Here is a 20,491-nt window from a genome sequence, read left to right on the forward strand (position 1 = left end):
TGTTGCAGCTTGGCTCTTGATAAGATGCCGCGAAGGTTTCACGCAAATCTTATGTCTCACATACATGCACTCGAAGTTGATACAAATGTCGAATGGCGTCAGGAAGTCACCCCTGTGCCTTATCTTGCTGCTTTGGCTGAACAGGAAGCACGCAATGCGGCGATTGCCTCTGGCCCGGCGCGGGAACTGATCTGGATGCTGGAACATCCGCCAGTCTATACGGCAGGCACCAGCGCTTCCCTGGAAGATTTACGCAATCCGCAATTTGAAGTGATCGAAACCGGGCGGGGCGGGCGGTATACCTATCACGGGCCAGGCCAGAGAATTGGCTATGTCCTCCTCAACCTTGCAGAACGGGGCCGCGATGTACGCAGTTTTGTTCATGCGCTGGAAGGCTGGGTGATCGGGACGCTGGCCGATTTTGGGGTGGAGAGCTGGCGCGCTGAAGGGCGCATCGGTATCTGGACCCGCGATATCGACGGGGGCGAAGCCAAGATCGGGGCAATCGGCGTGCGGGTGCGCAAATGGGTGACGATGCATGGTTTTTCGGTCAACATTGCCCCCAATCTCGATCATTTCGGCGGGATTGTGCCTTGCGGTATCAGCGAATTTGGTGTCACCAGTCTCGAACGGCTAGGGCTGGATGTTTCCCTTGAACAATGGGATAGCGCGATGGAACGCCGCGCTGGTGAATTTCTTAGCGCACTTAATGGCAACACAGTGAAATGAAGATGCTGACCATGAAAACTCGCCACATTCTTACCATCACTGTCATGCTGGGTGCTCTGTCTGCCTGCGGTGGCGATAAGCCTGCTGCTTCCGATGCAGATAGCAACGCCACGGGGAAAGTTCTGGACGGCACGATCAGCGATGCCATGATCACAACGGATCAGGTCACATCACAGGCTCCGCCGATGAAAGTAGTTCCGGGGCGCAGCGATGCCTCTTCTGACGAAGGTGATGACGATGCGACGGATGCCATCGATGCAGGGGATGCCGCCGCCGATGCGGCTGATGCTGCCGCAGCAGCGGCAGACAGCGCCAGCACAGAGGCTGGCACCGCCAACTGACACTGCCTGACTGGCACCGGGTCACTGGAGCCCAGTGCTTTTACTTATCGCGCCATTTGCAGCATATTTTGTGCCTGGCGCAGATGCGGTGTTTCGATCATGCGGCCATTGAGTTGCAGCACGGCAGCTTCAGGGTTCGCTGCAAAAGCGTCTACAATGGCACGGGCTTGCGACAATTTTTCGGCGCTGGGGCTAAAGGCCTCGTTGATGATCGGGATCTGTGCCGGGTGAATGGCAAGCATCCCTGAAAAGCCATCGGCTGCCGCTTCATGTGCGCTTTTGGCCAGCCCGTCCAAGTCGCGGAAATCGGCATAGACGGAATCCACGGCCAGCCCGCCAGCGGCATGAGAAGCGAGAAGCACATTGGCTCGGACCATGCGGAAGACATCCGTCCATTGCCCGGCTGCATCGCGCTTACGGGTCGCGCCAAGGGAGGTCGTCAAGTCCTCCGTGCCCCATGTGATCCCGGCAAGCCGATCAATCTCCAACGTACCATAGTCTGGAATGGTGAGCGCGGCGCGTGGGCTTTCCCCTACTTGCGGCATGATTTTGGTGGCGCCAGCCTTGATCCCGATCCGCTGTTCCCACGCGCTGACTTCTGCATCAAGAATCTCCAGCTCATCCGTCCCACTTGATTTGGGGAGAATGACACCGGCCGGACGGCCATGCATGACCATCCCGAGGTCTTCGCGCCAGAAGGGTGTGTGAAGAGCATTGATCCGCACCCAGCGGGCTGGGCCTGTGCCGCTATCGGCCAGCCATTCGGCCGCCTGCTGACGCGCAATTGTCTTGTCATCCAGCGGCACGGCATCTTCGAGATCGACGATTACCGCATCAGCACCGGACGAGGGGGCCTTGGCCAGTTTTGCCGCGCTGTTGCCGGGGACGAAGAGCCAGGACCGCATATGTGTTACTCCGAGGATATATTATGTTGAAAAGATAGCCGAGCCTTTGTGTTCCGCCAATCGCTCACTTGTTTCATTCTCCATTACGCGCAACAGTCCGGCCCGAGGGCGCTTGGGCGCTGAAATGATTGAATAACAGGAGTTATGACTATGCGCAGGCTGATCGGGGCGATGACAGGGCTGGCACTGGCCGGATGTGCAACCAGCCAAGGCCCGGTGGCAAGCAGCCCGCCACCTGCGGAAGAAAAAGCGGGGCAGGGCTCTTCCGCTGCAAAGGGTGAAATGAACACAGCGTTCAAAGCCATTTCTGACACCTATATCAAAGTGCTGACCAAGCTGAACCCGGTCAACGCGACGCAGCTTGGCGATCACACTTATGATAGCGAATTGCCCGCCATCGACGCTGCCGGACGCAATGCCCGCCTCACCGCGAACAAGGCTTTGCTGCAAGGGCTCAATAGCCTCGATTTCAATCAGCTCAGCCGTGACAATCAGGTGGATTACAAGCTGCTCAAGAATGCGCTGGAATATGCCATCTGGGACGATGAAGTGCTGCGCGAATGGCAGTGGAACCCGCAATATTACAATGATACCGCGAGCTATTCGCTCTACAGCCTCGTGCAGCGCGATTTCGCGCCCTGGCCGGAGCGTTTCCAGTCCATTGTCAGCCGGATGGAAAAGCTCCCCGCCTTCATGGCAGAATCGCGCAAGCAGCTTGATCCCAATCTGGTGCCCAAGGTCTATGCTGAAACGGTTTCCAAGCAGAATGAAGGCATTCTCGAAATCGTCAACGCGGTGCTTCTGCCGGAAGTGGAAAAGAGCGGGGTGCCGCGCACGCGCTTCGATGCTGCGCTTGCCAATCTGAAAAAGGCTGTGGCGGAACAACAGCGCTGGATTGATGATACGCTGGTGCCCAATGCCAGGGGCGATTTCCGCCTTGGGGCTGAGCATTACGACCAGAAAATGAAATTCGCTTTGATGAGCGATATGACCCGGCCGGAACTGAAGCAGCGCGCGCTTGAAGCTAAGGCTGCGATCCGTAGCCAGATGTATGAGCTTTCGCGCAAAATCCTCAAGGATCGCGAAGACCAGACTTTTCCCGATAATCCCGATGCCGCCACCCAGCAAAGCGTGATCGAACGCGGGCTGGCCTATAGCTATGCCGTGCGTCCCAAGCGGGATGAGCTGGTAGAAAAGGCGCGGGAAACACTGGCTGACACCACGGCTTTCACGCGCGAAAAGGGCTTCGTTGCGATGCCCCGCGGTGAAGTGAAAATCATCACCGTGCCCAAATTCCTGCAAGGCAATGCGGTGGCCTATGATGATGCGCCGGGGCCGCTGGAAAGCAATCTGCCCAATTTCTATGCCATTTCGCCGATCCCGGATGATTGGACCAACGAACAGGCCACCAGCTTCCTGTCCGAATATAACATGTATATGCTGCATGATCTGTCGATGCATGAAGGTGTTCCGGGCCATTATCTCCAGCTCGATCATGCCAATAAGAACAAGGATTTGCTGCGCGCTGTCTTGATGAGCGGGCCTTTTGTTGAAGGCTGGGCTGTCTATTCAGAAGGCGTGATGGTGGACCTTGGCTATATGACCAATGACCCTCTGTTTGAACTCACCGTGCTGAAAATGCGGCTGCGCTCTGTCACCAATACGCTGCTTGATATCGGCGTGCATACCGAAGGCATGACCCGCGATCAGGCGATGGATCTGATGATGAAGGGCGCTTTCCAGCAGGAACGTGAAGCAGCTGGCAAATGGATTCGGGCCAACCTCTCATCCGTGCAATTGCTGAGCTACTTTACCGGCTATGAAGAACACCGCGCCTTGCGCAAGGAAGCGGAGGAGCGCTGGGGCAAGGATTTTGACCTGCGCCGCTATCATGACAGCGTGCTGAGCCACGGTTCACCGCCGGTGAAATATGTGCGTGAATTGCTGTTCGATCTGCCGATTGACTGAGTGATCTTATGTTTGAGGGCGGCGGGCGATGGATGTCTGCCGCCCTTGAATTTTAAACGGGCAAATTGCTGGCCATTTCGCGCAGAGCTTTGGCCGCAGCATCCACATCATCGGCGCTGTTAAACAAGGCCGGAGTGATGCGCACGCATGCACCGCCATCCACGCCATCGCGGTGAACGGTGAAAATCCCGTGGCGTTCAAGCAGGGCCTTGGCCACGGCCTTATTATCCTCAACACTGATTTTTCCGGCAAAGCGGAAGGATGTGATCCCGGCGTGCATTTGCGGATCGTTCGGCGTCAGCACCTGGATATTGGGCGCATCCGCCACTTGGCTGACCCAGCGGTCACGCAGATATTGCAGGCGAAGCTGGATCGGGGCGGCACCAATAGTCTCACGAAAATTCAGCGCATCGGGCACGCTGAGGAGGGCGGCAAAATCAGTCGTGCCGGTATGAACGCGGGAATAAATTCGATCGATATCATGGCTGGTATCGGCTGGATCAGGATCAATCGCGGATAGTCGTGACTGGCGGATATAGGCCGCACCCACGCCAAGCGGTGCACCAATCCACTTATGCAGATTGAGGCCGACGAAATCGGCATCGAGATCAGGCAGGGCAAAATCGAGTTGGCCCCAGCTATGCGCCGCATCGACAATCGCATCGATCCCACGTTCACGCGCGATCTTTACGATCTCGTGCACTGGAATCACCAGGCCGGTCCGGTGGCTAAGATGGGTCAGCAGCACCAGTTTCAGATCAGGATTGGCTTCGAACGCTTGCACATAGGCATCAATCACAGCGGCACCGTCCGCCGGTTCAGGCATCGTCATACGAACAATGCGCGCGCCTGCTTGCCTGGCTTTGGACACCAATGCGCTCTGCATGGAATCATAGTCCAAATCTGCATAAAGCACTGCATCACCGGGCTTTAGCTGATTATATCCGCCAATCAGGGCTTTGAGCGCTTCTGTCGCATTGCGAGTGAAGACGATCTCATTCGGGTCCACCCGCAACATAGCAGCTACGCGCAGTTGCACGTCGATCGCATCATGCCCAAACTTGCGACGTGTATAATAGCTGGTGTCGCGATTAACCCGCTCAAGGTGGCCCTTATAGGCATCCAGCACAGGCCGGGCCATCATGCCCCAATTGCCATTTTCGAGCTGGATCACTTCCTGGGTGACATCGTAATGCGCTGCCACTTTAGCCCAATAGGCTTCATTATCGGCAACAGGTTTTCCGGCTAGCGCTGCTGGCGATGCAGCACGTAAATCGGAAGAGGCAAGGGCGGCACTTGTCAGCGCCGCCCCTTTCACGAACATTCTGCGATTGAGTGTCAAACGATCGTCCTCAGAATTGGAAACCCAGGCGGATATAATACTGCCCGCCATCTGTATCATAAGGGGCGTTTCGTGAATAAATCAGCCCGCGCACGGCTTGATAGGTCGCTTCATCAGGATAGGCGTCGAACAGGTTTTCGGCACCTGCGCGAATAGTGAAATTATCTGTCAGGTCATATTTTACCGAAAGATCGACCAGGATCATCGAACCGAAATCCTGGAAAATCTGGCCATTGGCATTGTCGGAATAGTCGGTCCAGGATCCATAATAACGCGCTTTGGTCAGCACGCCGAACCGGCCAATGTCATAGCCCAGCGATGCGGTGGCGTTATGTTTGGGCAGCCCTTTTTCGAAGCGTTCCTTCTGGTCTTCGCTGCCGATGGTGGAGGACAGGCCATTGCGCACTTCCGTGTCATTGTAATTATAGGCCAATGTCGCCTTCATCGTGCCATCGCCAAGGCGGGACATGTAGCTCAGCACAAGGTCCACCCCTTGCGTGCGGGTGGCGAAGTCATTGGTATAGTAATTGACCGAGGTATAGCCATTGGGGTTGGGGGTTCCGGCTGGCACGGAGAAGCTCTTGGACAGGCCGAAACGGTCATTCACATCGACCCGGTAAAGATCGACACTGGCAGACAATCCACTGAAGGGCTGGGCGGTGAAACCCAATGTCAGCGATTTCGATGTTTCTGGCTTCAAGGGTTTCGCCCCCAGCGCTACGGCGATTGGATCACTGGGTGACAAGCGGCCCGCTGTGAAGATCGTCATCGTGCTGGTGTCGAGGCCCTGCGTCGTGCGCGAGGTGTTGAGCTGGCCCGGTGTCGGTGCATGGAAGCCGGTGGAATAGGTGCCGCGCAAAGCGAAAGCGTCGCTCAATGCCGCGCGGGCAGAAAGCTTATAAGTGAACTTGCTGCCAAATTCGGAGAAATCTTCGTAACGCCCGGCAGCGCCGAGGGTGAGCATTTCAACCGGTTGCCATTCAAGGTCACCATAGCCAGCGTAGCTGGTCTGGTTCCATTCGCCGGCGATCTTGTCGCTGAAACCGGGGAAGCCGTTGGAATTGGCGGCCAGGCCAACAGCTGCACCGGGGCCGATGGCGTAGCTGGCTGGATCGCCCGCGGAAACGCCATAGGTTTCAACCCGGCGTTCGCCACCAAACGCCACGTTGATCGGGGCATAACCACCTGCATCAAGGCGATAGACGAAATCGGCATTGAGGTTGAATTCGCGCTGCTCCAGCCGGCCGAGGTAGAAGCTGGTCGGGCTCTTCGGGCCAAGCGAGGCATTGAGCGATTCATCCATTTTATATTCGATCCGGCTGCGGCCCCAGCTCGCACTCAGATCATAGGTGAAGGCAGAGTCACGGTCGGCACTGCGCACACCGCCAACGGTCTGGATATCGTTGAAATCCGTCCCGAAGCGGGGGGTGAAGCCAGTTGGATAAATACTGGTGAAATTGAAGCCGGGGAAGACGTCTGTGTCCTTGAACACATTGCCGGTGTTGGCCGGGTTGCGCCAGTTGAAGTCGGTCACGCCATTGCCGTCATTCACCGTTCCGAAGCCGTAAAGCTGTGCACTGTCGGTTACATCGTAATGGGCATTGACTGCGCCGCGCACGGTTTCGAGGTCCGGCTGACCCCAGCGTTGCACGGGATTGGGAACGTCAAGCTCAGGGTGGGCTTCCTGAAAGGCAATCGCATCGGCGCGCTGGCGGGTGCGCGACGTGGCATCGGACTTGTTATATTCGCCCGAAAATACGATGGAGCCGCGTTCCCCAAGGGCAAAGCCTGCTTGCAGAGCACCCTGATAATTTGTGCCATCACCCTTATAATATTGCGAAAACTGGGCGGTGCCGTTGATACCCGGTTCGTCATCGAGAATGATATTGATCACCCCGGCAATCGCATCCGAGCCATATTGCGCCGATGCGCCATCGCGCAAAACTTCGATGCGCTTGATGGCGGAATTGGGGATGGAGGCGAGGTCGGTTGCCTGCGCACCGCGCCCGCCCAGCAGGGCCGAGCGGTGATAGCGCTTGCCATTCACCAGCACCAGGGTCTGATCGGGTGACAGCCCGCGCAAAGTGGCGGGGCGGACAAAGGCTTGCCCATCGGCTGCCGGAAGGCGCTGTACGTTGAAGCTTGGCAGCAATTGCGCCAGCGTATCGGAAAGGTCATCCGATATACTGGATTTCACGGCATCGGCGCTCAGCACATCGACAGGTGCCATCGTATCGAATTGCGTGCGCGTGGCTTCGCGCGTGCCGGTGACGATGATCGTCGGGTTAAGGTCGGCATTGGCCTCGCTGGCCATTGTATCGGCGCTGTCAGTGGCAGCAAAGGCTGGTGCACAATAGATAAGCGGAAGCGCCGCAGCAATGCGGGCAAACTTGAAACGCATGGTATGATTTCCCTGGACCCTGAAGTTCTGAAACGGGCCTTTAGGAACGATTCATGACAGCGTTGCTTCTGATTGGCGGCAAATAGAATACTTTATTACAAATCAGTTGCGGCTGCGCTGGCCAGCGTTCGAGTTCACTCCATCCGATGACAAAAGCTGACATAGCGGGCATCGACATCATCCATGGCCGGGCCGGTCAGAAATTCGCGAGCCTGTGCGATCAGTAAGTCACCTTCGCGCTGCAATTGGCTTTTGCGTGTTTCATCATTGAGTGTGACAGAAGCATTGGCCAGCGCATCGAACATCACAAGGCAGGCGATGCGGTTACCCGCTACGGCGCTGCGGATGGCTCCAAAGCCGCGAAACAGGAAGTGATTGTAATCATCATCCAGCAGCACCAGCAGATCATCTTCGGGCCGTTCAGCTTCGCCAAACCGCATTCGTAAATCGCGCTTACCCAATTCCGCCGTGGCCGCGCCGAGCCAGTGCAGGACCGTGACAGCAGTGAAGGGGTCGTTGATACCGGGAGAAAGGGCGCGGCAGCCGATTTCCACCAGCTCATCAATCAGGAACTGGATGTCTTGTCCCGGCGTGCGCATTCCGCCGAGCGAGAAGCAATCACGAATCTCTTCATCGGGCGATTCATCAATCGCGGAAAAATCGCACCAGAATGCCAGTGGCACACCGGGGTGTACGAAATCACCCGGTCTCAGGCCCAGCACGAGCTTGCCGCCTTTGCGCTCGGCTATTTTCTGCAATTGGCCAAAATCGACAAATTGCACATAGCCTGACCCTGCTGCTGCAATGGGATGGCCTTCTGGCCGGGCGAGGGGCGTTTCGCCGCGATTATCGCCGGGGAAGCGGTCTTTAATGCCTTTGAGCAGACGCTGGCCAATTCCTTCCAGCACGGTGTTCACCCGGATCGAGGCTGGAATATGGTTGAGGAAATAGACCAGTACCATGATCGACAGGCCCATCAGCGCATAGGCCACCAGCAGCGACAATTGCGGCACGAAACCGGGCAGGGCATCATGATCGGCCAGCATGAAGCCAGCGCTTTCATTCTCCCCACGCACGGTGCGCAGCACGGTGATCGCATAGACAAAGGTGCCGATGAAGGTGGCGAGGCTCAATTGGTTACCCCGGTCCTCCATGAAATTGGTCAGCAAGCGCGGGCCATAATTGCCGCTGGCATAGGCCACAGCCGCAATGGTGATCGAGAACACCGTTGCCGCCACACTGATCATCGAACTGGCGATCACGCTGAGCAGCGTATTCGCACCATCGGGGCGGGCCGTGTGGATTGCGGGAATGTCGTTGATCCAGTCCGCCCGGCCGGTGCGATCAATCCAGATGGTGGTGAGTGCCAGGAGCAGAGCGCTCAGGGCAAAAAGCGCTGGGTAGAACCAATAGCTGGCATTCAACCGCCGCCAGATTTCGCGGACTCTGCTAATCACGTAAATGCCTCCTGACAACGGGCAAGCGCGGCCATCAGATCATCCCGGTCTGCATCCAGTTCAGCCTTGCTGATGGTATGGGTGGCCAGACGTTCAGCTTTATTGTTCAAAAATACCATAAGCCCCAATGGGGCATCCCCTTGGCGAAACTGCCGGATCAATCGGGTATAATTGTCAATCATCCGCACCGATACGGCAGGGTAATCTGCTGCTGCCTGACGCAACTGCGCCAGCGGGGCGGCGAACAATCCGGCAAAATCCTGCCCCGGCAATTCGAAATGCGAAATTTCGGCATGATGCGGGGTAAGCCCCTCATCCACCCAATTATCAGCCTGACCTGCCATGGCATCGGTCAGCGCATCAACAGAGGTGAGGGCAGTATAAAAGTCGTTGATGCCGGGAGACAGCGCCCGCGCAGCAATTTCCACCAGCAGGCGAATTTCAAACACCGGGCCTTGTCCGTTGGAACGGTAATCCCCGATAGCGATGCATTTGATGGCTTCTTTCTCACAGTCCTGTTCGCGCTCAAGCTGCAGGATCGGTTCGCCCTTCAAGACATGCGCGCCGGGTGCCACGCAAAAGCGCAATTTCCCCGGACTTCTGCCCAACCTTTCATTCAGCCGATCCGTATCGATGCCTTCGATATAGCCCGTGCTCGGGGCCTTCACTTCCATTGCCCAATCACCTTGATGGGCAGGCGCGCCCACGACATTCACAATCGTCTTGCCGGAATTATGGCCGATGATCTCAATGGATGTATCGATGAACATGGTGCGGCCCAGATCATGCAAGGCCACTCCCATCAACCCGATCATGGCGACTTGAAAGCCAATGACCAGCAGGATCGAAAGCAGCGGCAATTTTGGCATTGGGGCTGCCGGATCGACAGCGGCTAGAACAATAAGTGCATATACAAGGCTGAAGGCCAGCGCGCTCATCGCGATGCGGACCATGCTCTTGTCCAGCCAACGCTCCACAAGGCGGACGCCCAGATTGCCCGCCGCCAGCGTCAAAACCAGCAGCGTGATCGAGAAGTAAAGCGTGATAAAAGCCGCGCCCACAGCAACGGCGGTGCTGACAACTTCCTTGGCCGTTTCAGCACTGGCAATGGGGGTGAGCGAATGGTCCAGCAACCAAGCGGTTGCTCCTTCGCGGTCGAACCAGATCGTGAGCAGCGCAAACAAGGGCGCAAACAGCACTGCCACCATCGGAAGTGACCAATAATTGGCCACCAACCGGTGCAATGCCCATGATGTTACGCCGTTTAGCGATGCCCTGCGCGCCACGCGCCAATCCCCTTGGTTCAACCGTCTCGTCAGCTAAGGGAATGCGCCGGGGAAGCAGAAGTGCCCGGAGGCTGGGCTTCAATCTCTATCCGCCACCCCTGCACATGCAGGAGCGGCGGTTTAAAAATTACTGACCTTCGGCGCGGATACGGCCAAGATCGCCCTGGCCAATGGTGCCAGCAGCCATGCCTAACATATTGTCAAGGCTGCGCTTGGCGCGAAGGCGCAGGCCTTCTTCAATCTCGATCCGTGGTTCGAGATCGCGTAGGCAGGTGTAGAGCTTTTCCATGGTGTTAAGCGCCATGTAGGGGCAGATATTGCAATTGCAGTTGCCATCTGCGCCCGGTGCACCGATGAAATTCTTCTCCGGCAGCGCCTTTTGCATCTGATGAATGATATGCGGTTCCGTTGCCACGATCAGCGTATCGCCGCTGAAAGTTTTGGCGAATTGCAAAATTGCACTGGTCGAGCCGACATGATCGGCGTGGTCCACAATATGTGGTGGGCATTCCGGATGGGCTGCAATCGGCGCATCGGGATATTGCTCTTTCAGCTTCAGCAATTCGCGCTCGCTGAAGGCTTCATGCACGATGCAGACACCGGGCCATAGCAGCATATTGCGGTTGAATTTGCGGTTGAGATAGCCGCCAAGATGGCGATCCGGCCCGAAGATGATCGGTTGATCTTCCGGAATCTGCTGCAAAATGGTTTCTGCGCTGGAACTGGTTACAATCACATCGGACAGGGCTTTCACCTCGGTTGAGCAATTGATGTAAGTCAGCGCGATGTGATCAGGATGCTTTTCGCGGAAGGCTTTGAACTTTTCCGGCGGGCAACTGTCTTCCAGGCTGCAACCGGCATTCATATCCGGCAGAACCACGATCTTTTCGGGGCTGAGAATCTTGGCCGTATCGGCCATGAACTTCACACCGCAAAAGGCGATCACATCGGCATCGGTATCAGCGGCCTTGCGGGACAGTTCCAGACTGTCTCCCACAAAGTCAGCCAGATCCTGAAGCTCAGGGCGCTGATAATAATGGGCGAGGATGACGGCATTGCGTTCCTTGCGCAGCCGATCAATTTCGGCGCGCAGATCGGTGCCAGTCGGGAGTTTTGTCTCGACGCTCATGGTTTGCTTTCTTCTTCCCCATCGAAGCGAACATTCACTGTGACATCCCCATAGCCTGCTACTTCGAGAGGTATAGCCAAATTCTGGTGAATGGCTTCTTTGGCAGCCACCCGTGCTAAATTCATCAACACTGGATTGGCCGCCTGTTTTACCGCCTGTTGTTCAGCAAGGCGGGTGTTGTCGCGAGTCAATTTATCCTGCGCATCGCGGCTGATCCAAATGCCTTCGCGCAAATATTGTGCCCGTGCTTCATCCAGATTGGGCTTGCTTACCTGAACAGGCGGCAGCACCACATTCAATGTGCGGCTGGCTTCATTCCATGAAAGGCGGCTGGAATCCACTTGGGACAGATCAAGCGTGTAATTCACCCGTGCCGGGATCACGGCAACTTGCCTGCTCTGAATCGCTCCGAACAGGCGGCTATCGGTCGATGCCACCACGGGGGAGAGCTGGGCGGAGAAAACGGTCAGCTTGTTCTGCTTTTCAAATGCGGTGATGCTGGTGGCCAGCGGATCGCCAATGTCTTCAGGCGCATAGGCCCGCCATGCGAAGAATGCAGCCAGTCCCAGCATGGCAATGAACAGCAGCCAGGGCACGGCCTGAATCCGCGCGAGGGACTTCTGCCGTTCCGGTGCCACTTCGGGCGCCAGTTCAGATGTTTGACGGATGGGCGTTTCCGAAGGCGTTAGTTTATTGTCCATAGATCACCTGAACGAACCACACAGCTCCTACGTTCCAGATCGAGAAGATGGGCTTTGACAGATTGTGCTGCAGCAGGAAGCAGTCTTTCGCTCAGCCCCTTATACATCAGAGGAACCATATCGCTCAGCATATGGGGTTGCTGTTCCAACAGGCGCAGAATTTGCCGTTCGCGCTGGCGGCGATGGCCGATCATGCCGCGCACCAATTGCCGCGTTTTTGTAATCGCAGGGCCATGGGCAGGGTAATAAATCCGATCATCACGCTGATAGAGTTTGTCGAGGCTGGCAAGGTAATCAGCCATATCCCCATCAGGCGGCGCAACCACGCTGGTGGACCACGCCATGACATGATCGCCGGTAAACAAAGCGCCGCTTTCTTCCAGTGCAAAACACAGATGGTTGGAAGTATGGCCCGGTGTCGCCACTGCCTTCAGTGTCCAGCCGGGGCCGGAAAGGCTATCGCCATCTTCCAGCACCTGGTCAGGGCGATATTCGAGATCAAAGGGCGCATCGGCGCGCGGCTCATCACTTTGCAACATCACCGCACCGCATCCTATGATCGGTGCGCCGGTCATCCGGGAAAGAGGAGCGGCGGCTGGTGAATGGTCCCGATGGGTATGGGTGCAGGTGATGGCGACCACTTTAGCCGCTCCGATAGCGGCGGTGAGGGCGGCCAGATGCTCTGCGTCATTTGGGCCGGGATCTAGCACCGTCAGTGCCTCTTGTGTCCCGATCAGGTAGCTTTGTGTTCCCGTGTAGGTATAGGGCGAGCCATTGGGCGCAAGCACCCGGCGGACCATGGGTTCCAGTTCTTCACACAGGCCAGTGGGCCAAGGTTTCGGGGGCATTGCCATGGCTCGCCTATGGGCTTTGGCCCCGGAAAAGTCGAGCGTTTGTGCGGGTTTCTTACGGTAGAGCGATCAGTTCAGGCGCGAAATTTTGCGGTAACCTGCGCAGACGGAGCGGGGTTGCTAAAGGCAGCGAGGCACGCATATCCAACCTCTCAACGCGGTTATGCAGTGCTGTGATGTGTTGTGCCAGATCCTGCATTTCCTGTGGCAGAAGGAATATTTCTGGCAATTTTTCAGAGAGATAGGTTGGTTTCTTGAGGCGGCAATAGTGGCGTAATTCCTGCTCACTCAATTCCCCGTCCAGGCAGGCTTTATGATTCAAAAGCCAAGCCAGTACATTCATCAGTAAAGTTCGACTGCGTGTAATCTGGCGCGCCAGTGCGACACTTCTTTCGATGTCATCAGAATTGTCAATGATATCAGAGTATTCAAAGACTACGCGTGCCTCTTCAGCAAGCGTAATAGCTTCCAAATAAAGTGATTCGATGATGGTGGCATGAAGTTTCATTGTGTGCTTTTTCATTCGGTGCGACCCGTTATCAGGATGAGATTTGCGGAACTGTTTTGTTCTCAGCTAGCCTGATACAGGGTTTTGAAGCGCACCCAAGATGGGGCAAATGCTTACTTTGTACCGACATCTCCTGATTGATTATGCAATGATATCAGGGGTTAAGTAGTCTTCGATGATCGATAATTGGTCTCGAAGGCGAAGTTTGCGCTTCTTGAGCCGGGCAATCTGCAACTGATCTTTATTGTCAGAGGCGCTCAGTGCTTCAATCGCTGCATCGAGGTCACGATGCTCTATGAAGAGCGCAGTACGGCGTTTGCGCATCTCATCTTCGGTCATTGCGCGGTTCATTCCTCATCATCAATGCCGGCAGTTTATCGCCGTTCACACCCTATTCGACGCGATGGTATTTGCGGCCCTAGAAGTATTATGTTTTGATGACAATCGCGAGGCTCAATAACAATAAGTGAGTCGCGCAAAGGGGTACATCGAGGGAGCAACTCAACCCAAGGAGAAGCGTATGATTACGTCACATGTCACTGCTCTAAATGCCAAGCATCAAGGGCTTGAACAGAAATTGCGTGATGAAATGAATAGACCGGTGCCGGATGTGGTCGTGCTTCAATCTCTTAAAAAACAGAAATTACGAATCAAGGAAGAGATCGCGTCAAGCTAAGTCTGCTTGAGCGTTAGTCGGAGCGTTTCACTGGTTAGTGCCGGTGAGGCGCTCCTTGTCATTATGCCTCGGTGCAATATACGAATATTATTCAGGCTGAGCTTTTGTTAAAGACATTGCGCCGATGAGATGTTTTAGAAAACTCTTGAACAGTAGTTATTCCCAAAACTCTTGCCATGCTATAGGCGGATAATATGTCCGCAACTGTCGCAGCCCGTTCTATCCTGACCCAGTTACATGAACTGATGGCATCGCGTATGCACGCGCAGGGCAAGCTCAATCAGGTTGTCGATATAATCGGTGAAGCACTGCATAGCGAAGTGTGCTCAATCTATCTGCTGCGTGAGGGGATGCTGGAGCTTTACGCGACCCGCGGCCTCAATCAGAGCGCTGTCCATGTTACTAGAATGGGGGTGGGTGAAGGGCTGACAGGCACAATCGCACGCAATGTTGAGACACTCAATCTAGCCCATGCTGCGGCTCATCCTGAATTTCAATATCGCGAAGAAACAGGCGAAGAGAAATTCCATTCCTTTGCTGGCGTGCCCATCGTTCGGCGAGAGCGTGCGATTGGTGTGGTGACGGTCCAGCATCTTGATCCGCGCCGCTATGACGATGTCGAGATTGAGGCGTTGCAGACTGTAGCCATGGTTCTGGCTGAAATGATTCAGAATGCCGGGCTGGTGGATGAAGAAGGAATGGACGGGCTGTCGCTGAACCATTCCGGGCAGGAAATTCTCACTGGTCTTGCTCTGGTTAAGGGCCTTGCTCGTGGACATGCGGTTTTCCATCAGCCGCGCATTACGATCGAGCAAACTGTGGCGGAGGATATCGAGGCGGAGCGCCAGCGTGTCTATCTGGCGTTCGATAAGATGCGCGAGCAGATTGAGCTGATGTCAGGCCAAGCTGAATTTGGCGTGGAAGGTGAGCATGAACAGGTCATCGAGACCTATAAGATGTTTGCCTATGATGAAGGCTGGTCACGTCGCATCAATGAAGCCATCGATTCCGGGCTGACGGCCGAAGCTGCTATTGAGCGTGTGCAGCAGCGCACACGCATGAGAATGCGCGAGATTGACGACCCCCTTCTGGCAGACCGGATGCATGATCTGGAAGATCTGGCGAACCGTTTGCTTCGGATTGTATCAGGGCAGTTGGGCACAGCAGCCAGTGGAGCATTGCGTGAAGATGCAATCCTGATTGCGAAGAATCTCGGTCCTGCGGAACTGCTGGAATATGATCGCCGGCGCCTGAAAGGTGTGATCCTGGAAGAAGGGTCGCTAACGGCGCATGTCGTGATTGTTGCACGGGCAATGGGCATTCCTGTTCTAGGCCGCGTGCGCAATGTGCGCGCGTTGGTGAGAGAGGGGGACGAATTACTGCTGGATGTAACCGTCAGTTCGATGGTCATTCGCCCGTCTGCTGATGCGCTGGAATCCTTCAGCATGCGGCTCGCCCGTTCCCAGGAACGGCAGGCTGAATATGCCAAATTGCGTGATGTTAAGCCGGTCACGCTTGATGGTGAACGCATTCAAGTGATGATGAATGCCGGGTTGCGCGATGACATTCCCATGCTGGGCCTGATTGGTGCCGATGGAGTTGGGCTGTTTCGGACTGAGTTCCAGTTTCTCGTCTCTGCTGCGCTGCCTGCACGGGAGCGGCAGGCACGGCTCTATCGAGATGTGCTGGATGGGGCTGATGGCAAGCCGATTATATTCCGAACGCTGGACATTGGCGGTGATAAATCGCTTCCTTATCTCCGCAATGAAACTTCGCGGGAAGATGAAAATCCTGCCATGGGTTGGCGCGCGCTGCGCTTGGCGCTTGAGCGTGAAGCATTACTCAAGGTTCAGGCCAGAGCGCTTATTGAAGCGGCGGCGGGGCGCACATTGAATGTCATGTTTCCGATGGTTTCCGAACCTTGGGAGTTTGAAGCTGCCCGGACTATTTTTGAAAAGCAGGTTGCTTTTCTTAAAGGTCAGAAACGTATCTTGCCCGAAGCCATTCGCTATGGCGTGATGCTGGAAGTGCCGTCGCTTGCAGAAATGCTCGATCAATTGCTGCCCAAACTGTCTTTTATGTCCATCGGTACCAATGACCTCACGCAGTTCCTTTTGGCAGCAGATCGTTCAAACCCCAAGTTGGCGGAACGTTACGACTGGCTCAGCCCTGCAATTTTACGCTTTTTGCAGCGTGTAGTGAATATTGCGAAAGATTATCCGGTTGATCTTGGCGTGTGTGGTGAAATGGGCGGACGCCGTTTGGAAGCACTGGCTTTGATCGGGCTTGGTATCCGCCGGCTGTCCATTACCCCGGCGGCGGTGGGGCAGATCAAAGAGCTGGTCTGCAAGATCGATACGCGCGAAATCGGAGAAGCGATGAAAGGGTGGCTGGCAAATCCACCAGCCGATATGCGGCAAACTTTGCAGCAATGGGCTACAGAAAGAAATATTGAAGTCGATTAGGGGTTTACCTGAGTGAAGGTCAAAGACAAATGGCCTTAGAACCCAGTTGGGGCTGCTTGACAGGTTGGTTGGCCCCGTCATTTTTGCAGGCAGGTGACTCGTGTCGGGTCAGGCGCCTCTAGCGGATGTAAAATGGTAGACGAACACTCTGAATCAGAACCTGAACTGCAGCTTGATCATGCCGGGCCGCGTTTGCGCGCCGAACGGGAGAAGCAGGGCCTTTCGCTGGAGGATGTTGCCAAGGACAGCCGCATTCCATTACGACATCTGGAAACCATGGAGAGTGGCCGCTTTTCCGATTTACCGGGCCGCACTTATGCTTTCGGTTTCACGCGTACTTATGCCAAGTTGTTGGGGCTGGATCAGGATGAACTGGTCGCTCAGGTCAATTCGGAATTGGAAGCACAGGAGCCTGACACTCCGCCAAGGCCTGCGCATTTTGAACCCGGTGATCCGGCTCGTGTACCTTCTGCCAAGCTTGGCTGGGTGGCTGTGGTTGCCGTTATCGCTTTGCTGATTGCAGGTTTCGTATTTCTGAAGCCAATTTACGCACCTTCGGGTGAGTTACCTCCGCTTACAGAGCAGGAAGGGGCAAAAACCGCAGTAGCCAATGCGTCACAAGTTAAGGGTGGGAAAGTGTCAACGCCTGCCGCTACCTCTGTTGCCGATGGACCGGTTGTGTTCACTGCCATGGAGGATAACGTGTGGGTTAAATTTTACGATGGCGATGGCCAACAACTGATGCAAAAGATCATGTCCAAGGGTGAAAGCTACACTGTGCCTGCTGACGCGAAAGATCCGCAGATATGGACTGGCCGCCCTGATGCTTTGTCTATCACGATAGGCGGCAAGGACGTTCCCCGTCTGGCGGAAGATGACATGGTCATGCGTGATGTGAAAGTAAGCCCCGAGGCACTGATGGCTCGCAACTCTGCGGAAAAGGTCTCTTCACCCACAGATTAAGGTTAACAGCAACTCGACAAGCGAATTGCTGCTTGGCATTATCATTTTATCCGTGTTCAGCCGATGTTGTCGGAAGGCATGGCACAGAATAGCTATTGATCCGATTACAGGAGAGTTGCCAGTGATTATCTCCGGATGGGCAAGGCCACGCGCTTTGGCTGCTGCCTTGGCAGTAGTCGCGGTGAGCGGGACTGTTATGCCATCTGCCGCCCAAGCACAGGACGCCGATATGCGGCTCCGTAAGCTTGAGGCAGAAGTGACTGCTTTGCAGCGCAAAGTCTTCCCCGATGGGGGAACCAAATATTTTACGCCTGAAGTGAACACTGCCCCTGCGCAGCCAGCCCAGACGATCGGAACGCCCTCTACCTCAGTTGTTACGGATATTCTCGCGCGTCTGGATGCGCTGGAAAATCAGCTCACGCAGTTGACCGCGCGGAGCGAGGAAAATTCCAACAAGATCAATAAGCTGCAAGCACAGTTGGAAGCGATGACTGCTGAACGCGCAGCAGCGACATCTGCCTCGTCTGAACCTGTTGGGGTGATGCCCCTTCCAGGAAACAGTTCAAGTGCTGCGGCAAAGCCTACGGCAACACAGCCCGTTGCAGCGGCTCCTAGCCAGCAGCGGGTGGACGCGGTTAAAGCGATTGTTAAGCCGTCAACCGATGACGCAGGGGATGACGAATACACCTATGGCTATCGTCTTTGGGACGCAGGTTTTTTTCCTGAAGCTGAGCAGCAACTTGCTTTGTTCCTGAAGAAATATCCGTCCCATTGGCGCACAAGCTATGGCCGCAACCTTCTTGGCCGTGCCTATCTTGATGACAATAAACCTCGGGAAGCTGCCCCTTATTTCCTTGAAAATTATCAGTCAGATAAGCAAGGCGTTCGCGCACCGGACAGTCTGCTTTATCTCGCTGAATCGATGATCAAAATGGGCGATACCAACCGCGCGTGTATCGCTCTGGCTGAATTTGGAGACACCTATCCTGCTCTGGCAACAGGGCGTCTGAAACAGCAATATGACACTAACCGTTCCAGCGTCACCTGTAAGTGAGGCTCTGCCACATCGCCTGATCGCCCGGTTTACGGGTGATCTAGCGCGATTGTGGCCAGAGGGGGAGCGATTGGGGCTCGCTGTTTCAGGTGGGCCTGATAGCCTCGCACTGTTGTTGCTTGCGAAGGCTGCGATGCCTGGCAAGATTGAGGTTGCAACTATTGACCATGGATTGCGATCGGAAAGTGCCAGTGAATGCGCGATGGTCAAGGAACTGTGCTCCGCTCATAATATTCCGTGCGAAATGATCAGCGTGACGGTGGGGGCGGGAAATGTGCAGGACCGCGCAAGGCGCGCCCGTTACGCTGCTTTTGCGAAATGGATGAAGCGCCGTGATCTGGGGGCCATTGCTACTGCTCACCATGCTGACGATCAGGCAGAAACACTGGTTATGCGGCTTAATCGGGGCAGTGGGATTAATGGACTAGCGGGTGTTCGCCCGCGCGGTGTCGTACCGGGCACAAAGCTTGCTTTGGTACGGCCACTGATCACTTGGCGGCGTTCTGAACTGGCAGAGATAGTGAAATCCGCTGGCCTTGATGCGGTGAATGACCCCAGCAATGCTAACCCGCAATTTGATCGTGTCCGTATTCGGCAGGCATTAGCGGAAGCTGATTGGCTGCAACCTCAGGCTTTGGCTGCAAGTGCCAGTCATCTCGCTGATGCCGAGGAAGTGCTCGCTTGGGCATCCGATCGCGAGTGGAAGGAACGGGTGGTAGTCGAAGAGGGTGGAGTCATTCGCTATCGCCCCCATAGCCCCAAACTAGTGGTGATGCGGGTGGTGCTCAGGGCAATTACGCTGCTAGGTGGAAATCCACGCGGTGGCGCTTTGGCAGCTCTGGTCATGCGGCTGCAAAATGGGAAGGATTCGACCCTTGGCGGTGTGATCGCGCGCAATGAAAATGGCGCCTGGACCTTCCGCAAGGAACCCCCTCGCCGGATTGCGGGGCCTTAAACTGGTCATCAGTTGATGATGAGGGGATCACCGATGGTGGCGGTTTTTCCTTTTGTGATGATGACCTTGTCACCCTTTTTAGCGATCGCAAAAAGCTTGGCAGCAAAGGGATTTGGTGCGCCAATACAGCCATGGCTGGCATAGCCATTCTGGACTTTCGATCCGTGGATCGACACGCCATCCCAAGTGAGGCGCATGGTGTAAGGCATCGGGGCGTTATCATAGATCGAGGAATAATTATCCTTCTTCTTCTCCAGAATCGGAAACACGCCAAGTGGGGTGGGGTGATCTTGTGTCCCAAGCAAAACAGCCGATGCGCCGATTTCATACCCGTCACGAAAGACGGAAATTACACGGGCATCAAGATCGACCGTAATAACGATAGGGCCATCGGGTACGTCACTATCATCCCAATACCATTGCCCATATTTGATAGGCCCTTCGATTGGAAGAATGCGCTTGATCACGAAGGGGTGATCAGCATCTATTGCCGGCGCGCTGGTTGAAGCTGCTTCCAGCTCCGGTTTCATAGACGTGGCGAGAACGTCGTTCGCGTCTTCTGAACGCTTCACCTCAGAGGAAATAGTCGGCGTAGCGGCAGGTGTGGGCGATACGCTGCGCCCTGCGACAAATGCCGCGCCAAGTCCCAGCGCCACTGCGAAGGTGGCGCCAAGAATCCATTTCATCGCTCTGTCCATGGGCTTACTATCAGCGCGATTTTCCTATTCGCCAAGCCTTGCCGCGCAACGGTCCCCTAGAG

At 55.5% G+C, this 20,491-nt stretch carries 19 protein-coding genes; 8 read left to right on the plus strand and 11 right to left on the minus strand.

Going from position 1 to position 20,491, the window contains the following annotated elements:
* Positions 1-51 precede the first annotated feature (51 nt).
* The gene (lipB, locus tag GRI39_RS00585; protein WP_160737775.1) at positions 52-729 is read left to right on the plus strand and encodes a lipoyl(octanoyl) transferase LipB; all 678 of its coding nucleotides are present in this window, start codon (positions 52-54) and stop codon (positions 727-729) included.
* An 11-nt stretch (positions 730-740) separates the two neighbouring features.
* On the plus strand, positions 741-1,070 hold the full coding sequence (locus GRI39_RS00590; RefSeq protein WP_160737776.1) for a hypothetical protein: 330 nt from the start codon (positions 741-743) through the stop codon (positions 1,068-1,070).
* 44 nt (positions 1,071-1,114) lie between these two features.
* On the opposite strand, the gene GRI39_RS00595 is transcribed toward GRI39_RS00590, so the two are convergent.
* Positions 1,115-1,975, minus strand: a complete 861-nt coding sequence (locus tag GRI39_RS00595) for an HpcH/HpaI aldolase/citrate lyase family protein (protein WP_160737777.1) — start codon at positions 1,973-1,975, stop codon at positions 1,115-1,117.
* 144 nt (positions 1,976-2,119) lie between these two features.
* Between GRI39_RS00595 and GRI39_RS00600 the strand changes: the two genes are divergently transcribed.
* Positions 2,120-3,943, plus strand: a complete 1,824-nt coding sequence (locus GRI39_RS00600) for a DUF885 family protein (RefSeq protein ID WP_211371381.1) — start codon at positions 2,120-2,122, stop codon at positions 3,941-3,943.
* 52 nt (positions 3,944-3,995) lie between these two features.
* On the opposite strand, the gene GRI39_RS00605 is transcribed toward GRI39_RS00600, so the two are convergent.
* From GRI39_RS00605 to GRI39_RS00645, 9 genes are all read right to left on the minus strand, one after another.
* A complete protein-coding gene (locus GRI39_RS00605) occupies positions 3,996-5,285 on the minus strand; it encodes an aminotransferase class V-fold PLP-dependent enzyme (protein ID WP_246204797.1) in 1,290 nt (429 codons plus the stop codon).
* Positions 5,286-5,295: 10 nt separating this feature from the next.
* Positions 5,296-7,686, minus strand: a complete 2,391-nt coding sequence (locus tag GRI39_RS00610) for a TonB-dependent receptor plug domain-containing protein (RefSeq protein WP_160737779.1) — start codon at positions 7,684-7,686, stop codon at positions 5,296-5,298.
* A 134-nt stretch (positions 7,687-7,820) separates the two neighbouring features.
* Entirely contained in the window at positions 7,821-9,143 is a 1,323-nt protein-coding gene (locus GRI39_RS00615; protein ID WP_160737780.1) for a DUF2254 family protein, read from the minus strand.
* Entirely contained in the window at positions 9,140-10,429 is a 1,290-nt protein-coding gene (locus GRI39_RS00620) for a DUF2254 family protein (RefSeq protein ID WP_160737781.1), read from the minus strand. Before GRI39_RS00620 ends, GRI39_RS00615 begins: the two co-directional genes overlap by 4 nt.
* A 127-nt stretch (positions 10,430-10,556) precedes the next feature.
* The gene (nadA, locus tag GRI39_RS00625; RefSeq protein WP_160737782.1) at positions 10,557-11,558 is read right to left on the minus strand and encodes a quinolinate synthase NadA; all 1,002 of its coding nucleotides are present in this window, start codon (positions 11,556-11,558) and stop codon (positions 10,557-10,559) included.
* A complete protein-coding gene (locus tag GRI39_RS00630) occupies positions 11,555-12,259 on the minus strand; it encodes a DUF4230 domain-containing protein (RefSeq protein WP_160737783.1) in 705 nt (234 codons plus the stop codon). The genes nadA and GRI39_RS00630 overlap by 4 nt, the downstream gene beginning before the upstream one ends.
* Positions 12,244-13,113, minus strand: a complete 870-nt coding sequence (locus tag GRI39_RS00635; RefSeq protein ID WP_160737784.1) for an MBL fold metallo-hydrolase — start codon at positions 13,111-13,113, stop codon at positions 12,244-12,246. The genes GRI39_RS00630 and GRI39_RS00635 overlap by 16 nt, the downstream gene beginning before the upstream one ends.
* A gap of 52 nt (positions 13,114-13,165) precedes the next feature.
* Positions 13,166-13,633, minus strand: a complete 468-nt coding sequence (locus tag GRI39_RS00640) for a DUF1465 family protein (RefSeq protein WP_160737785.1) — start codon at positions 13,631-13,633, stop codon at positions 13,166-13,168.
* 126 nt (positions 13,634-13,759) lie between these two features.
* Positions 13,760-13,957, minus strand: a complete 198-nt coding sequence (locus GRI39_RS00645) for a YdcH family protein (protein ID WP_160737786.1) — start codon at positions 13,955-13,957, stop codon at positions 13,760-13,762.
* Between the two features lie 181 nt (positions 13,958-14,138).
* Between GRI39_RS00645 and GRI39_RS00650 the strand changes: the two genes are divergently transcribed.
* The 5 genes from GRI39_RS00650 (at position 14,139) to tilS (ending at position 19,731) form a co-directional block, all read left to right on the plus strand.
* Positions 14,139-14,294 (plus strand): YdcH family protein, encoded by a 156-nt coding sequence (locus GRI39_RS00650; RefSeq protein WP_160737787.1) that lies wholly within the window; start codon positions 14,139-14,141, stop codon positions 14,292-14,294.
* 194 nt (positions 14,295-14,488) lie between these two features.
* Positions 14,489-16,759: a phosphoenolpyruvate--protein phosphotransferase gene (gene ptsP / locus GRI39_RS00655; protein WP_160737788.1), complete on the plus strand. Its 2,271-nt coding sequence runs from the start codon at positions 14,489-14,491 to the stop codon at positions 16,757-16,759.
* 132 nt (positions 16,760-16,891) lie between these two features.
* The gene (locus tag GRI39_RS00660) at positions 16,892-17,722 is read left to right on the plus strand and encodes a helix-turn-helix domain-containing protein (protein ID WP_160737789.1); all 831 of its coding nucleotides are present in this window, start codon (positions 16,892-16,894) and stop codon (positions 17,720-17,722) included.
* 121 nt (positions 17,723-17,843) lie between these two features.
* Complete coding sequence (locus tag GRI39_RS00665) at positions 17,844-18,776, plus strand: tetratricopeptide repeat protein (protein ID WP_343033263.1); 933 nt, start codon at positions 17,844-17,846, stop codon at positions 18,774-18,776.
* Positions 18,742-19,731, plus strand: a complete 990-nt coding sequence (gene tilS, locus GRI39_RS00670) for a tRNA lysidine(34) synthetase TilS (protein WP_160737790.1) — start codon at positions 18,742-18,744, stop codon at positions 19,729-19,731. Before GRI39_RS00665 ends, tilS begins: the two co-directional genes overlap by 35 nt.
* A gap of 8 nt (positions 19,732-19,739) precedes the next feature.
* Here the strand turns inward: tilS and GRI39_RS00675 are convergent, their stop codons facing one another.
* Positions 19,740-20,417: a L,D-transpeptidase family protein gene (locus tag GRI39_RS00675; protein ID WP_246204798.1), complete on the minus strand. Its 678-nt coding sequence runs from the start codon at positions 20,415-20,417 to the stop codon at positions 19,740-19,742.
* Between the last annotated feature and the right edge of the window lie 74 nt (positions 20,418-20,491).

Origin of the sequence: Altericroceibacterium indicum, assembly GCF_009828105.1 — a bacterium.
GTDB lineage: Bacteria > Pseudomonadota > Alphaproteobacteria > Sphingomonadales > Sphingomonadaceae > Altericroceibacterium > Altericroceibacterium indicum.